The organism is Synechococcus sp. CC9902, assembly GCF_000012505.1.
In the GTDB taxonomy this organism is placed as follows: Bacteria; Cyanobacteriota; Cyanobacteriia; order PCC-6307; family Cyanobiaceae; genus Parasynechococcus.
In genome coordinates this window covers 559,230-571,993 of the sequence record NC_007513.1, presented here as the reverse complement: position 1 = coordinate 571,993, position 12,764 = coordinate 559,230, and the positions used below count along the sequence as shown (strand labels likewise).

At 55.9% G+C, this 12,764-nt stretch carries 17 protein-coding genes; 7 read left to right on the top strand and 10 right to left on the bottom strand.

Translation table 11 applies throughout. The features are described from left to right. Nucleotides 1–19: 19 nt before the first annotated feature. Nucleotides 20–349, bottom strand: coding sequence for a DUF1825 family protein (locus SYNCC9902_RS02855; RefSeq protein ID WP_009790413.1), 330 nt, complete (start codon nucleotides 347–349; stop codon nucleotides 20–22). Between the two features lie 136 nt (nucleotides 350–485). On the opposite strand from SYNCC9902_RS02855, the gene SYNCC9902_RS02850 reads away from it, so the two are divergent. Genes SYNCC9902_RS02850 through SYNCC9902_RS02825 form a run of 6 tightly spaced genes read left to right on the top strand, consistent with a single transcriptional unit; the run spans nucleotide 486 to nucleotide 4,559 of the window. Continuing rightward, on the top strand, nucleotides 486–1,205 hold the full coding sequence (locus tag SYNCC9902_RS02850) for a response regulator transcription factor (RefSeq protein WP_011359380.1): 720 nt from the start codon (nucleotides 486–488) through the stop codon (nucleotides 1,203–1,205). A 34-nt stretch (nucleotides 1,206–1,239) separates the two neighbouring features. Next, nucleotides 1,240–1,584, top strand: a complete 345-nt coding sequence (locus SYNCC9902_RS02845) for a hypothetical protein (protein WP_011359379.1) — start codon at nucleotides 1,240–1,242, stop codon at nucleotides 1,582–1,584. Between the two features lie 48 nt (nucleotides 1,585–1,632). Beyond that, nucleotides 1,633–2,214 carry a hypothetical protein gene (locus tag SYNCC9902_RS02840; RefSeq protein ID WP_011359378.1) on the top strand — a complete coding sequence of 194 codons (582 nt, stop codon included), beginning with the start codon at nucleotides 1,633–1,635 and terminating at the stop codon, nucleotides 2,212–2,214. A 4-nt stretch (nucleotides 2,215–2,218) separates the two neighbouring features. Then, nucleotides 2,219–2,806, top strand: a complete 588-nt coding sequence (locus tag SYNCC9902_RS02835; RefSeq protein ID WP_011359377.1) for a hypothetical protein — start codon at nucleotides 2,219–2,221, stop codon at nucleotides 2,804–2,806. 47 nt (nucleotides 2,807–2,853) lie between these two features. After that, nucleotides 2,854–4,326 carry a leucyl aminopeptidase gene (locus SYNCC9902_RS02830; RefSeq protein ID WP_011359376.1) on the top strand — a complete coding sequence of 491 codons (1,473 nt, stop codon included), beginning with the start codon at nucleotides 2,854–2,856 and terminating at the stop codon, nucleotides 4,324–4,326. Next, entirely contained in the window at nucleotides 4,323–4,559 is a 237-nt protein-coding gene (locus SYNCC9902_RS02825) for a hypothetical protein (protein ID WP_011359375.1), read from the top strand. Before SYNCC9902_RS02830 ends, SYNCC9902_RS02825 begins: the two co-directional genes overlap by 4 nt. On the opposite strand, the gene SYNCC9902_RS02820 is transcribed toward SYNCC9902_RS02825, so the two are convergent. The 7 genes from SYNCC9902_RS02820 to SYNCC9902_RS02790 form a co-directional block, all read right to left on the bottom strand. Further along, nucleotides 4,560–4,745: a hypothetical protein gene (locus SYNCC9902_RS02820; RefSeq protein ID WP_041424832.1), complete on the bottom strand. Its 186-nt coding sequence runs from the start codon at nucleotides 4,743–4,745 to the stop codon at nucleotides 4,560–4,562. It lies immediately after the preceding gene. 150 nt (nucleotides 4,746–4,895) lie between these two features. Continuing rightward, complete coding sequence (msrA, locus tag SYNCC9902_RS02815; protein ID WP_011359374.1) at nucleotides 4,896–5,534, bottom strand: peptide-methionine (S)-S-oxide reductase MsrA; 639 nt, start codon at nucleotides 5,532–5,534, stop codon at nucleotides 4,896–4,898. Then, entirely contained in the window at nucleotides 5,534–6,715 is a 1,182-nt protein-coding gene (gene lpxB, locus SYNCC9902_RS02810) for a lipid-A-disaccharide synthase (protein WP_011359373.1), read from the bottom strand. Before lpxB ends, msrA begins: the two co-directional genes overlap by 1 nt. Next, entirely contained in the window at nucleotides 6,715–7,542 is an 828-nt protein-coding gene (gene lpxA / locus SYNCC9902_RS02805) for an acyl-ACP--UDP-N-acetylglucosamine O-acyltransferase (protein WP_011359372.1), read from the bottom strand. The genes lpxB and lpxA overlap by 1 nt, the downstream gene beginning before the upstream one ends. 5 nt (nucleotides 7,543–7,547) lie before the next feature. Then, nucleotides 7,548–8,003 (bottom strand): 3-hydroxyacyl-ACP dehydratase FabZ, encoded by a 456-nt coding sequence (gene fabZ, locus SYNCC9902_RS02800; protein WP_011359371.1) that lies wholly within the window; start codon nucleotides 8,001–8,003, stop codon nucleotides 7,548–7,550. Then, complete coding sequence (lpxC, locus tag SYNCC9902_RS02795) at nucleotides 8,000–8,827, bottom strand: UDP-3-O-acyl-N-acetylglucosamine deacetylase (RefSeq protein ID WP_011359370.1); 828 nt, start codon at nucleotides 8,825–8,827, stop codon at nucleotides 8,000–8,002. The genes fabZ and lpxC overlap by 4 nt, the downstream gene beginning before the upstream one ends. Beyond that, complete coding sequence (locus SYNCC9902_RS02790) at nucleotides 8,827–10,749, bottom strand: BamA/TamA family outer membrane protein (protein ID WP_232179253.1); 1,923 nt, start codon at nucleotides 10,747–10,749, stop codon at nucleotides 8,827–8,829. Before SYNCC9902_RS02790 ends, lpxC begins: the two co-directional genes overlap by 1 nt. An 83-nt stretch (nucleotides 10,750–10,832) precedes the next feature. Here SYNCC9902_RS02790 and SYNCC9902_RS12855 point away from each other — a divergent pair, with 83 nt between their 5' ends. After that, entirely contained in the window at nucleotides 10,833–11,087 is a 255-nt protein-coding gene (locus SYNCC9902_RS12855) for a hypothetical protein (protein WP_232179252.1), read from the top strand. Nucleotides 11,088–11,089: 2 nt separating this feature from the next. Here the strand turns inward: SYNCC9902_RS12855 and purC are convergent, their stop codons facing one another. After that, nucleotides 11,090–11,842, bottom strand: a complete 753-nt coding sequence (gene purC / locus SYNCC9902_RS02785; RefSeq protein ID WP_011359368.1) for a phosphoribosylaminoimidazolesuccinocarboxamide synthase — start codon at nucleotides 11,840–11,842, stop codon at nucleotides 11,090–11,092. Next, nucleotides 11,839–12,732 carry a hypothetical protein gene (locus tag SYNCC9902_RS02780; protein ID WP_011359367.1) on the bottom strand — a complete coding sequence of 298 codons (894 nt, stop codon included), beginning with the start codon at nucleotides 12,730–12,732 and terminating at the stop codon, nucleotides 11,839–11,841. Before SYNCC9902_RS02780 ends, purC begins: the two co-directional genes overlap by 4 nt. Nucleotides 12,733–12,764: the final 32 nt, after the last annotated feature.

Below are 12,764 nucleotides of genomic sequence, written 5' to 3'. Positions count from 1 at the left end.
CGATCGTACGAGTGCTCCTTCAGTCCGAAGGGGGCAACTCAATTTGAGCTTTCATCCGCTCCAAGGTGGTGTTCATCTGTTCAAACATCTGCTCAGGGGTAATGCCGAATTGCCCTAACTGGCTGCGAAGCTGCTCCACCGTGAGCTTCGCCTGAAAGTCTTCCGACAGCTCAAACCGTTTCATGAACACGCGATAGCGCCCCATGAGCTCCTCCATGGTTTCAATGAATTTCTTCTTGCCTTCGCGATCAAACTTGCCGTACTCGCTGCCCAACTGCATCAACTGCTGGTAATCGCCAAACAGGCGCTTGGCCTCGTCTTGGACGATGTCGGAATCGAAGAAGGCCATCGCTTCGAAATGTCGTTCGTTAACGGAAATTCTGCAGACTTCCTATCACCATTGGCAGTGCGGGTTCACCCCATGGACATCATTCCCGAAGTGACCACCATCTCCCCGAGTGAACCTCACTGCGCAAATACCACTCATGCGTGAGATCAGAACACGCAGCCTTCCTGTCCTGAGAGATCGACGCACAGTCATCGCCAGTGCAGACCGAGTGTTTATCACAGCCCTAACGCATTTGTTTGAGGGCATTGGACCCTTAGTCGGCGCTGCAACCAGTGAGCAGGATGCCCTCAACTGCCTCACGGCGAACGACGTTCAACTCCTGGTTTGTACTGATTTGCTCGAGAGCGGCTCAGGCCCAGCCTTGGTGGCCGCAGCGAAGGCCCAGCATCCAAAACTGCGCTGCTTGATGTTGATTCAGCGCCCTCTGCTGAGCACCATTGATGCAGCGATCGCCTCTGGCTGTGAGGGCCTATGCAGCCGTGAACGCCTTGGCGATGGTGGAGTGCTGAGCGTTCTCCAAGCGATGGATAGCGATGGGATCCACATGGACCCGACCATCACAGGGGTCTGTCAGCAGAGCCGCCGCCGGCCCATCCTTGACGGCCCACCACTGCTAAGCGACGTGCTCAGCCTGCGAGAGGAAGATGTTTTACGAGGTCTATGCCGGGGACTCAGCAATCAAGAGATTGCCGACCAACTGCATCTCGCCATCGACACGATCAAACACGCTGTAACCAGCCTTCTCCGGAAACTTGAAGCCCGAGATCGAACCCAAGCCGTGCTGATTGCCTTCCAACACAACTTGGTGGACCCTCCCGCTCCGATTCCCCGCTGGCACCACAAAACCCATCGCTGAACCAAAACAAAGCCACAGCTCAAAACAAGCACGCATGGACCACTCCAACCGGTTATCAAAAAAGCGCTCTCTTTACGCCGTTGCCGTTGTGTTGATCGGTTGGACCCTGCTTGGGTTTGGCTCAAGCGTCGCCGTTGCGCAGACGGAACGCACCACGGCATTGGTCACCATTGCCCAAGCGAACGCCAAATGCCTGATTCAGACAGGAACGATGGGGGCCGAACAAGCCCTCTCACTGGCCAACCGGTTCCTTGATGCCAAACAGGTGAGTCCAGACGAGCGCCGCACGGTGAACAACAGCCCTGGCTTTGAAGACCTGATGAAGGACTACATCAATTCAAAAGGGGGCTGTGAAACGATCGTGAAAGATTTCCAATAGCAACCTACGGGGCATGTCGTTAAGGTTCGCCCACGTCCGTTGTGCGAAATGCCCCGCAGCCACTGGTTAGATCCGCTGGCCAGACGTGTGCTGCAAGCCACTGGACAACTACCCCCTGCACGGTCGTCTGCAACGTCCAATAACGCGCTTGCAAGGCCCGAACCGGCCCTTCCGAGCAACTGGTTTCTCGACGTGAACCGCGGCAGCCAACAGCAGTGGCGAGAACTGCCCGGCTGCACCGATGACATGGCCGACCTTCTTGTGCGGCTTCAGCGCGGGGGGGTTCAATTCGCTGCCGCTGACGACCTGTTTCGTCTGCTCGACCTTCCCACCGATCTCGCCCAGCTTTGGGCACCCCACCTTGTTTTCAACTGGTATGGCGATGCGCCGCTCCAACCGGTAAGGAGCTGCATCGATGTGAACAACGCCAGTTCCGAAGAACTCACATCCCTGGCTTGGCCAGACCAACGCATCCATGGACTACTGCGGGAGCGACGCCTGCGCGGGTTCCGTGATCTAGCCGACCTGCAAGAGCGGCTTTGCCTTCCGGCCAGCAGCGTGGAGGCTTTGATTGGTCGCGTGTCCTTCGGCCAGCGACGGGCAGGCCCGTCGCTCCCGCCCCGCGGTTGAAGTCATGCAAGGCGATCTGTTCTCGGGCATTCCGCTGGGGTCAACACCCACTCCTGATCTCCCGATCACTGCGGAGCAGTTGCGGGGCTGGCAGCAGCGACTCCACGACTTTCAGTCGCCACGTTTTCGCCGCGACGTCTTTGGCTCGGGTCAAGGCGATTTATTGAGCGGCAACGTTGCTGATGCCGCCACGTCCATCGATCCGACGTCCATCGATCCCTTAGCGCTCACCCCGCTCCCGTTGAGTTTCTGGCGCTGGGCTGAAAGCCCCCATCGGGGAGCCGCCATTTATTTCGTGCTTGACCGTCCCCCCCACCTTGAACATCCCCTTCTGCTGTACGTGGGGGAAACCAAAGCCGCTGATCGGCGCTGGAAAGGGGAGCACGATTGCAAGGCCTATTTATCTGCTTATGGCGAAGCCCTTCAACGCTGCCAAATGGCCCATCAACTCAGCATTCGCTTCTGCACCGATGCCCCAACGGACACACGAGCCCGCCGCAGGCTCGAACAACAGCTAATCCAGCACTGGAATCCACCTTTTAATAAGGAAACAAGACAGCGCTGGGCCACACCATTCACCGCTGATCTCTAGTTGTCTAGAGGGATCGCTACGCTCGTGGTTTGACTCGGCGTCAGCCCATGCGGCTCTCCATCTCATCCACCAACGTCAAGGAATGGAGCGGCGATGTGCTGGTCGTCGGGTTACCCAAGGGAGATCCGTCCACCACGGCGGTGAACCTGGAAAGTCGCTTCCCAGGCGTGAGCAGCGCCCTAAACCAGCAGGCCTTTGAAGGCAAAACGGGCCAAAAGCTGGTGCTCCATCCCTTAGCCAATGGCAACCCACAGCGGCTCGTGCTGATCGGTCTTGGCGATGCTGATGCCATTGATCTCGATGGCATCAGGGCAGCTGCGGCGGCCGCTGCCCAGGCCTCGATTGGTTGCAAGGGTTGCCTTGGTCTTCAGCTGCCCTGGGATTCGCACCATCCCGACCATGCAGCCCGTATTAGCGCCGAAGCCGTTCGCCTCTCGCTGTACGCCGATCAACGCTTCCAGAAGGAACCCGAAGAACGTCGCCTCCCCACGGCCCTTGAACTCATTGGCTTACCGGCCTCTGCCGCCGCTGGCCTCGAACCCGTTAATGCCACGTGCGCCGGCGTTGAGCTGGCCCGCGAGCTTGTGGCAGCTCCACCGAACTACGTCACCCCTGCAGCATTAGCGGAAACCGCTGCTGCGTTGGCACACGACTACGGAATGGAACTCACCATCCTCGAGCGAGCCGACTGTGAAGCCCGTGGCATGGGCGCGTTTCTGGCAGTGAGCCAGGGCTCGGATCTTCCACCCAAATTCATCCATTTGATTTATCGCCCAGAAGGAGCGGTGAAGCGTCGCCTCGCCCTTGTGGGCAAAGGCCTCACCTTTGATTCCGGCGGTTACAACCTCAAAGTGGGGGGTGCTCAGATCGACATGATGAAATTCGATATGGGCGGAAGTGCATCCGTGCTCGGGGCGATGCGGTCTATTGGAGAACTGAAGCCCGCCGGCGTGGAGGTGCACATGGTGGTGGCCTCCTGCGAAAACATGGTTAATGGCTCCGCCGTTCACCCAGGCGACATTGTGACGGCCGCCAATGGCACAACGATTGAGATCAACAACACCGATGCGGAAGGGCGGCTAACCCTGGCCGACGCACTCCTCTACGCCTGCGAGCAGAAGCCCGATGCCGTTGTGGACTTAGCCACGCTGACCGGGGCCTGCGTCGTCGCACTTGGCGATGAAATGGCGGGGTATTGGTCCAACAACGAAGCCCTTGCTGAAGCGCTAGACACAGCTGCCGACGCGGGTGGCGAAGGTCTCTGGCGAATGCCACTGCGCCAGTCCTACAAGAAAGGATTGAAGTCGCTCCTGGCTGATATGAAAAACACCGGACCGAGACCAGGCGGCTCGATCACCGCTGCCTTGTTCCTCAAAGAATTCGTTAGCCAAGACACGGCTTGGGCCCATATCGATATCGCTGGGCCTGTCTGGAGCGATAAAGGCAAGGGGGTGAACCCAGCCGGAGCAACCGGCTACGGCGTGCGCACCCTGGTGAACTGGGTGTGCGCGCAAGCATGAGTTCTTCACCGATCCGCTGGTACTTGAAGGCGCAATTGGGAGTTTTACTACTCCCGGTTGGCCTATGCCTGTTTGGAGAAGCCGTCAGCCGCAAGGTGGTTCAAATGCTCGGGCAAGACGGCGGGCCTTGGTTTTGGTATGGAACCCTCAGCTTGATCTGCATCAATGCAGGCATTGGACTGATGGTGGAAAGCGGTCTGACCCGAGGATTTCCAGGGCGCAAACGTCCCTAATCAGGACGCCATGGCGTGAAGTTCTCGACCGACACGCTCGGGCATTTCCAGGGCATGGATCTGCCAACGGGCGCGATCTGAACACGACTCCAAAATCCGATCCAAATCATCCGAAGCATGCTTCGGAGATGGATATGGTCCAATGTGACGGGTACCAAGGCCATCCTTAACGGTCAGCAGATACATACATCTCTCTCCTTCCAGTTCTGATGGTAAACATGTTTCTCAGGAACGTCGATAGCGGACAACCCGCATCTTCACTGAGAAATCACTGATAATTTAGGAACTCAATTATTTAATGCCTGGAAAAGGATAGAGGCAGTTTTCTTAAGGATTTTATTCTAATTCGGTAGCTTTTTGCCAACTTTGATCAGTTCTGGCTTGAGCGCCCCACACCGCATCGAGGCGGCGATCACGGCCACAACTAAACCGATAAAACGAATACTTCAGGTCGTTGAGCTCGGCATAATTTTGGTGATATTGCTCTGCGGGCCAGAACGGTGCAGAACCACGAAGTTCTACTTTGATGGCGGATCGCGGTCGGCCTAGATCTTGAGCCGCCGCCGCCGCACTCATTTCTGCAGCTTTGGCTTGGACGGCATCAGCCGTGAAAATCACGGGTCGGTAGGAGTCGCCGCGATCACAAAACTGACCACCACCGTCAAAGGGATCCACGTTGCGCCAGTAGCTGCGCAACAACGTGCTGTAGGAGATCAGAGCTGGATCGAAGCGCACTTGTACCGCCTCCTGATGGCCTGTATCTTCTCCGCTCACCTGGCGGTAGGTGGGCTGATCCACATGCCCGCCGCTATAGCCACTGATCGCATCAATCACCCCAGGCAGGTGTTCCAAATCGTGTTCTAAACACCAGAAACATCCCCCAGCAAAAACCGCCGTTTGTTCAGCCGCCGCAACGGACTGCGACCCTCCAAGCACCAATAGGGCACTGAGCAGTACGCCGATCACTCGAGCCATCACATCAATTGATCAAAGATCGCCTGAGACGCTCTTGTGGTGACGCCAGGCTCCCCAAGGGTGGCGCGAAGCCGGCCATAACCGTGGAGCATCGCGTTCCGTTCTGGACTGCCCACATACAGCAAGGGTTGAGCCAACTCCACCAGAGCCTCAGGCGTGAACTCATCCTGCAGCAATTCTGGAACCAGGCGCTCCTTGAGCAAGAGATTCACCGGCGAAATATGGTCCACCTTGAAGCGCAGCACATGCCTTGCAACGAAGGCTGTAGCTCGGCTCACCCGGTAGCCCACCACTTGCGGAACCCCCTGCAATGCCAACTCCAAATTCACCGTGCCGGACTTTCCAAGCGCCACATCCGCCGACGCTGCTAGCTGCTTTTTCATACCATCGGCAGCGGCCGCGGGGATCACACGACCGTTCCGGACACCCGCTGCCGCAAGGGCTTCGGCCAAGGGCTGTTCAAACCGCTCTAGCCCTGCAGGCACCAACACTTGCAGGCCGGGGCAACGCTGCTGAAGCATCGCCGCTGCACGAGCCAGAGCCGGCATCAAATAGCGCAGTTCCTGCGGCCGTGATGCTGGAACCAAAAGCAAGACCGGGGCATCGGGATCAAGTCCAAGCGCCCGACGAGATTCCTGCCGTTCCGGCAAATCTTGAAAGCTATCCAGCAGTGGATGGCCAACCCAAGCGACCTTTGCTCCACGCTCGGCATAAAACTCGGCTTCAGCAGGAAAAATGGCCAGAATCTGATCCGTAAAATCGAGCAATTGGGTCGTACTGCCATCACCGAAGCGCCAAGCCCATTCCTGGGGAGCGATGTAATAGGTGATCGGCAACGACGGACGGAGTTTGCGTAACCGAGTGCCCAGCCGAGCGTTCGCCCCCACGTAGTCGATCAACACCACCGCATCGGGAGGTCGTTGTGCCAACAAGCGATCCACCTTGGCCTGGAGCCGCAAGGTGGGCACGATCAACGGAACGGCTTCCCAGAGACCGATCGCACCCATCGGAGCGGTGTCGGCAATCAACTCGGCACCAGCCGCCTTCATCCGTGGACCACCGAGGGCCAAGATCTCTAATTCGATCCCCCGTCTTGAGGCTTCAGCTTTAAGAGCATGGATCAACAGGCTGCCCTGCAAATCTCCGGAGACTTCGCCGGTGCTGATGAGCAGACGCACCATCAGCGATGACTCAAAACAGGGGTCGGTCCGCGCCGACCCGGGGCAGTTGACGCCTCAAGGAAGCTGCACAAATGGTCTGCTGCGGGGAAAAGCTCTTGGCTGCGAGCCTGCACCAAAGCCTCCGCCATGACGACATCTGAGCGGTAGAGCAAATTCCAGATGTCTTTGAGTTGTTTGAGTTCGCGACCTTCATGCCGATCAGCGAGTCCACTGCGCTGCAAACCAACCCGATTCAAGCCACGTAAGCGCCCTGGATGACCTTCAACCATGGAATAAGGAGGAATATCGCGAATCACACGGGTCATGCCACCCACCATGGCCAATCCACCGATGTGTACAAATTGATGAATGCCGAGGCAACCGCCAATCACCGCACGATCTTCAATCACCACATGGCCTGCCACCTGAATGGCATTGGACATCACGATGCCGTTGCCCAACAAACAATTGTGGCCCAGATGGCAATAGGCCATCAAGAGGTTTCGATCACCTAGACGGGTTTGCTCACCCTCCTCCGTGGCGCGATTGATCGTGACAAATTCCCGAAGCGTGTTGCCATCGCCAATCACCACCTCCGTGTTGGCACCGCGGTATTTCAAATCCTGGGGCTCTTGCCCCAAACAAGCACCAGGAAAGACCCTGTTGTCCTTCCCCAATGTGACCCGTCCATCCAAGACCGCATTGGGACCAATCCAGGTGTGATCACCAATCACCACCTGCGGACCGATCACAGCACCAGAACTAATCACCACACCAGTTCCAAGCTCGGCCTTGGGATCAACCACCGCTTGTGGATGAATCTGTGGAGTAGACCTTTCCACCGTCATCAGCCTCAGTCCACCAAGGAGAACATCAATTCACCGGAGCAAACCAATGCACCCTCCACAGTGGCTTCAGCTTTGATTTTGCCGAAACGCTTGCGTTTCAAGCTCAACAACTCGCATTGAATGATCAATTGATCACCGGGTACAACCGGTCGTCGAAACCGAACCCCATCAATTCCTGCAAACACAAACAACCCTTTGGGCAAATCGGGGATTTGAGCAACGATCAAACCACCAACTTGGGCCATCGCCTCCACGATCAACACCCCAGGCATCAATGGACGTTCTGGGAAATGCCCTTGAAATTGAGGCTCATTCATCGTGATGTTTTTAATGGCCGTGGCCGAAACCCCTGGCTCATAAGCAATCACCCGATCAACAAGGGCAAATGGATAACGGTGCGGCAATAACCCAGCGATCTGCTCGCTTGTCAGTACGACATCCGATGGCGTTGGGTCAGTCACAGGGCAGCAGCGAGATCGGTGTGGAGTCCGTGGGAGCCCCGATAAACGAGGACCTGAGCTTGGGGAAAGCCGACGAGGGCCAGATCTCCAATGAGATCTAAAAGCTTATGGCGCACCGGTTCATCTGGAAAACGAAGCGGAGGGTTCACCCAATGATCACCATCGCAGACCAGGGCATTGTCCAGGGCCCCACCCTGAATTAATCCAGCTGCGCGCAACTGTTCCACTTGATCGCGAAAGCCGAAGGTGCGTGCGGGGGCGATTTCTCTCACGAACCGTTCGGGGGTGAGATCCAGGGACAACTGCTGCTGACCAATCGCTTGCTGAGGGAAATCAATAATTCCCACCACTCGGAATGTTGTCGCCGGAGTCGCCGTAATCACACTCCCCCCGCGAGAGCAAATCAGCGGTTGAGTCAACGGTGGGGTGGGCAGTCGTGGGGTGACCGCTGGTTGAATTCCAGCTTCCACAATTGCTTCAACCCAGTTCAAGGCTGAACCATCCATCAGGGGGATTTCATCACCCTGAAGCTGGATTTCCACATGGGTTAAGCCACACCCAGCTAAGGCTGCCAATAAATGTTCCACTGTGGCCACCTTGCATGGGCCCAAATCCAGGGTGGTGCAGAGCTGGCTATCGCGAACCTGATGGGGTGAAAGGCGAAAGGCCTGGTCATGGCCCTCAACTCTCAGATAAAAGCCTGGATCGACAGATCCCTTGAGTTGAACGACTGAAGAATGACCACTGTGAAGACAGACACCAGAACGCTCGGCATGCCCGGCGAGCGTCCATGAACCCGAATAATCCTCAGGCCAGTTGGTCACTAGAACTTCCAGCCAATTCCCAAATTGAAGCGGTAATCGTCCGTGAAATCTTTCGTAGCGACTTCTAGACGCAACGGGCCCACCGGTGTTTTCACAATCACGCCAGTACCAACAGAAACACCGGAACCGTCTTTATTGAGAAGCAATCCAGGCTTGCCTTGAACATCCTTTTGCGTATCAAAGTCTGTTCCGGCGTCCATAAACACCTCACCAGAGAAAATGCTGATCAGTGGGAAGCGATATTCAAGGGTGATCTCACCAAACGCTTTACCAACGGCAAGGTCACAGTCGTACCAACCACGGATCGAATTGGAGCCGCCCAAGCAAAACGCTTCGTAGGGAGGCATATCACCGATAGCAGCACCGGCTTTGACCTGAACTCCAATCGCCTGGGGGCAATCAGCCGCTTCACCGGGCTTGGGTCGACATCCTTTGTGTAGCTTCAACCAATCCACAGGGAAGAATTGGGTATAACTCGTGCGCAGTTTGTTGAAGGTTGGAGAATCTTCGTTAATTCCAATAAATTGCTGAGTACTAGCGGTGAAAAAACTTCCGCTCGTGGGGTTACTTGGATCGTTATATGAATTGTAGGTGGCAGCAAAACGGAAGGAAGTTAGATAATTACTATCGGCACAATTGTAAGAGATACACACAATATCCTTATTTTTAACTTTTCCGCTCTTAATTTTCCGAGAGGCCACACCATAAGGTCGGGAATCTGCAGAAAAATTGATTGGCCTTACATTCTCGAACGACATTCCTGCAAGCACTCGCCAGGGAACATCCTTGAATGGATCGCCACCATTAAGAGGGCGTGTGAAGGCAAAATTTCCGCCGACCTTGCGAAGTGCAATGGAATCGCCTTCGTAGTTAAACCAACTTTTATTGGGATATTCATCGTCTGCCTTGTTGACAGAGCCGGGGACTTTGTCATTATCGCTAAAACCATATTTACGGCCAGTTTCATAGGCATTGCGGCCACCATTGTCCTCGTAATCTTTCAGCGTACGAATATTTCCATTGTCTTCACTTTGGAAAACCTGGGGAACCTGTTGACTCAAGAAAAGCGAGCCGCGGAATCCAGTTCGATGGTTATCACCGTATATCCACGGATCCGTAAAGGTGAGGTTTGACAACCCTCCATATTGTCCATAGGTCACATTCAAACCAAGGTTCCAAGCTCGCCCAAACAGGTTGGTGTCTTGAAGCTGAACCTGACCAAAGACACCCTGAGATTGGCTATATCCCAATCCACCAGAAACCTGGCCCGTGGATTGTTCAACAATCCCAAGAACAAGCACCACTTCACCAGGCTGCTCAGGCAATGGCTTCAAAGTAACTTTGATATCGCTGAACAACTGCGTTCCGTACAGCCGCTTGATATCCCGTTCAAGCATGTTGCGGTTGAATGCATCACCCGGCTTGATCGAAATTTCTCGAGTGATCACCCAATCCCTGGTCTTTCCATTAATTGGATTGTCATTTTCATCAACGTCATCACCATCTTTGGTAAGGAATTTCACCTCAACGTCAGCAACACGACCTTGGGTCAGTTTCAACGAAACAACTCCATCAGGACTCACCCGTTCTGGGCCAGTGATCCGTGCCAATGAGTAACCCTCAGCAGCAAACCAGTCCTGCAACGTTTTCATCCGTTGCTGAAGATCATTCAGGTTCAGAGTGCGCCCATAGTCCGAAGCGAAGGTCTCCTCCAACACAGTGGTTGGCAACTCTTCGGAAACAGGGTTCAACTCCACACTTGTCAGCGGTGGGAATGGTTCCACCTGCACAATTACCCGAACGCCAAGGGGACCGTTCTCGGGGACAATTCGCACATCGGAGAACCAACCCGTCGACTGAATCGCGTTGAGGTCGTTCTGAAGTTCATCTCGAGTAACTCGGCTGCCAGGACGTACTTGCATGGCGTCGTAGGCAGACAGCTGCAGACGATCTTCCTCTGGGTGCCCCGACAGTCCTTCAATCGTGACCTCAGAGATGAGGACCCGTGGTTGCTCCACTTGGACCATTTCAACCGCAGGAGCTTCCATCTCCCCAGGTTGAATATCAACCATTTCAATGTTGGTCTCGTCAGGAGCTAGATCACCAACAGGTTCTGAAGGCTGAGCCTGAAGCGGTTGGCTTATTAACGGAACACCCAGTACGAGACCCAAGACTCCGCGACGGATGGCAACCGAGGAACGGCGAGTACGTCGGGTCATCGAAGCGATATGAGGGCCGAAGCCACAAAAATGTCCGCTGACCTTACAGGCAGTTGCGTGGGTTCGGGCATTGGGATTGGACCCGTTTAAAGACCTCCCCGTAGGCCTCCATTACACCGCCAAGATCCTTACGGAATCGATCTTTATCCAAAATTCGATCATTCACATCGGAGCTTCGGCGGTCCCAAAGTCGGCAGGTGTCTGGGCTGATCTCATCAGCCAGCAATAACTCTCCCCCCGATGTCACCCCAAATTCGAGCTTGAAATCGATCAATTGAAGGTCGATAGCAGCAAAAAATGGGCAGAGAATCTCATTCACACGACGGGCCAGTTGTTCAATTGCTGACAGACGGTCCGCCTTCACCACCCCCAACAGCTGCACCCTGGCCTCGGTCAGCAGAGGATCTCCCAGCGCATCATCCTTGTAATAGAGATCAAACAAAGCTGGATTCAGCCCTGTGCCCTCGGCGATCGGCGTCTGTCGACAAAGGGAACCCGTCGCCACATTGCGAAGAACCACTTCCAGCGGAATGATCTCAACCCGCCGCACTTGCATCCAGGTGTCATCCACCAATCCGCAGTAATGCGTCGGCACATCGTGCTGCTCAAGCAACTCGAATAAACGGGCGGAGATCTGACAATTGAGGCGGCCTTTGTCGTCTAACTGAGCCTTCTTCTGGGCATTAAAGGCCGTTGCATCATTTTTGAATTCGACCAAAACCCGGTCGGTTTCTGCCAAAGCGAAAACCCGCTTGGCCTTGCCTTCGTACAAAAGCGGTCCGTGATCCGGCGTCATAGCGACGGTGCTGTCGTTGATTCTCCTACCGCAGCATGGCCTCCCGGCTCCCGCGGAGAGCGCAGCGACGGTAGCGGATTGCTCTGCGGATTGAGCTGCAACAGGGTGTAGGCATCATCCAAACGAGCCGCCAACCGTTCCAGCCTGATTCGCGGCCGCTCACCGTCACCACCAGCGGCCAGTTGCAACTGCAACTGCAACTGCAATAACTCCATCGCCAAGCTCCAGGCCTGGTTCGAGGCCGCCTCATCAAGGGCTGCCTCTAGGAGCTGATCAGCTTGCTCAGGCTCAGTCGCGGCAAGCCACTCAGCCACTTGCCCCCGTCGTCGAGACCCCGTAACACCCTGCAAGTCACCTTGAAGAAGCACGAGTGCAGCCGCTTGGAGCCGTCCCCGCGACGCTTCATGGGCGGCCAAAGCATCAAGGCCATTGCGGGGGCCCGCCAAGGTGATGTCGTCGAGGGTCGCCACGTTGCCGTCGACAAGACGCCGCAGAGCTAGAGCGGCCTGCCGATGATCCAGGGCAGCTGCAGCCGCCTGCCAGCGGATCAACAGCCACCGACGACGCTCGTCGCCACGGGCTGGAATGAAGCGATTCAGCACCAAGGCAGTTCCTTCTGGGGAACCACAGGTCAACAGGGCGCCTGCATTGCGCATCGTGAGATCAAAGCTTGCCGGAACTGGGTGGATGGCCAGCAGACGATCGCGAAGCTTCTGCTTTCGCAGCTTTGTTCCCGCCGCCATGGGGTCAAGACAAGCCTGCTCCATGCTCGTGATTGTTCCCTCCGCCAAGAGCTCCTTGAAGCGTGCATCGCTCCATGGTTGGGGCAATGTTGAGGGGGTCACTGCACTTAACAGCGTTAAGACCAGTGGAAGAGGGACGAACCCCATGGAAGGCTGCGTTCTACAAAGGAAACCTAAGG

Excerpts from the sequence above, each read along its gene's own strand:
- SYNCC9902_RS02855 (WP_009790413.1), bottom strand. The coding sequence starts at position 349 with ATGGCCTTCTTCGATTCCGACATCGTCCAAGACGAGGCCAAGCGCCTG.
- SYNCC9902_RS02850 (WP_011359380.1), top strand. The coding sequence starts at position 486 with ATGCGTGAGATCAGAACACGCAGCCTTCCTGTCCTGAGAGATCGACGC.
- SYNCC9902_RS02845 (WP_011359379.1), top strand. The coding sequence starts at position 1,240 with ATGGACCACTCCAACCGGTTATCAAAAAAGCGCTCTCTTTACGCCGTT.
- SYNCC9902_RS02840 (WP_011359378.1), top strand. The coding sequence starts at position 1,633 with ATGCCCCGCAGCCACTGGTTAGATCCGCTGGCCAGACGTGTGCTGCAA.
- SYNCC9902_RS02835 (WP_011359377.1), top strand. The coding sequence starts at position 2,219 with ATGCAAGGCGATCTGTTCTCGGGCATTCCGCTGGGGTCAACACCCACT.
- SYNCC9902_RS02830 (WP_011359376.1), top strand. The coding sequence starts at position 2,854 with ATGCGGCTCTCCATCTCATCCACCAACGTCAAGGAATGGAGCGGCGAT.
- SYNCC9902_RS02825 (WP_011359375.1), top strand. The coding sequence starts at position 4,323 with ATGAGTTCTTCACCGATCCGCTGGTACTTGAAGGCGCAATTGGGAGTT.
- SYNCC9902_RS02820 (WP_041424832.1), bottom strand. The coding sequence starts at position 4,745 with ATGTATCTGCTGACCGTTAAGGATGGCCTTGGTACCCGTCACATTGGA.
- msrA (WP_011359374.1), bottom strand. The coding sequence starts at position 5,534 with ATGGCTCGAGTGATCGGCGTACTGCTCAGTGCCCTATTGGTGCTTGGA.
- lpxB (WP_011359373.1), bottom strand. The coding sequence starts at position 6,715 with ATGGTGCGTCTGCTCATCAGCACCGGCGAAGTCTCCGGAGATTTGCAG.
- lpxA (WP_011359372.1), bottom strand. The coding sequence starts at position 7,542 with ATGACGGTGGAAAGGTCTACTCCACAGATTCATCCACAAGCGGTGGTT.
- SYNCC9902_RS02790 (WP_232179253.1), bottom strand. The coding sequence starts at position 10,749 with ATGCAAGTACGTCCTGGCAGCCGAGTTACTCGAGATGAACTTCAGAAC.
- purC (WP_011359368.1), bottom strand. The coding sequence starts at position 11,842 with ATGACGCCGGATCACGGACCGCTTTTGTACGAAGGCAAGGCCAAGCGG.
- SYNCC9902_RS02780 (WP_011359367.1), bottom strand. The coding sequence starts at position 12,732 with ATGGGGTTCGTCCCTCTTCCACTGGTCTTAACGCTGTTAAGTGCAGTG.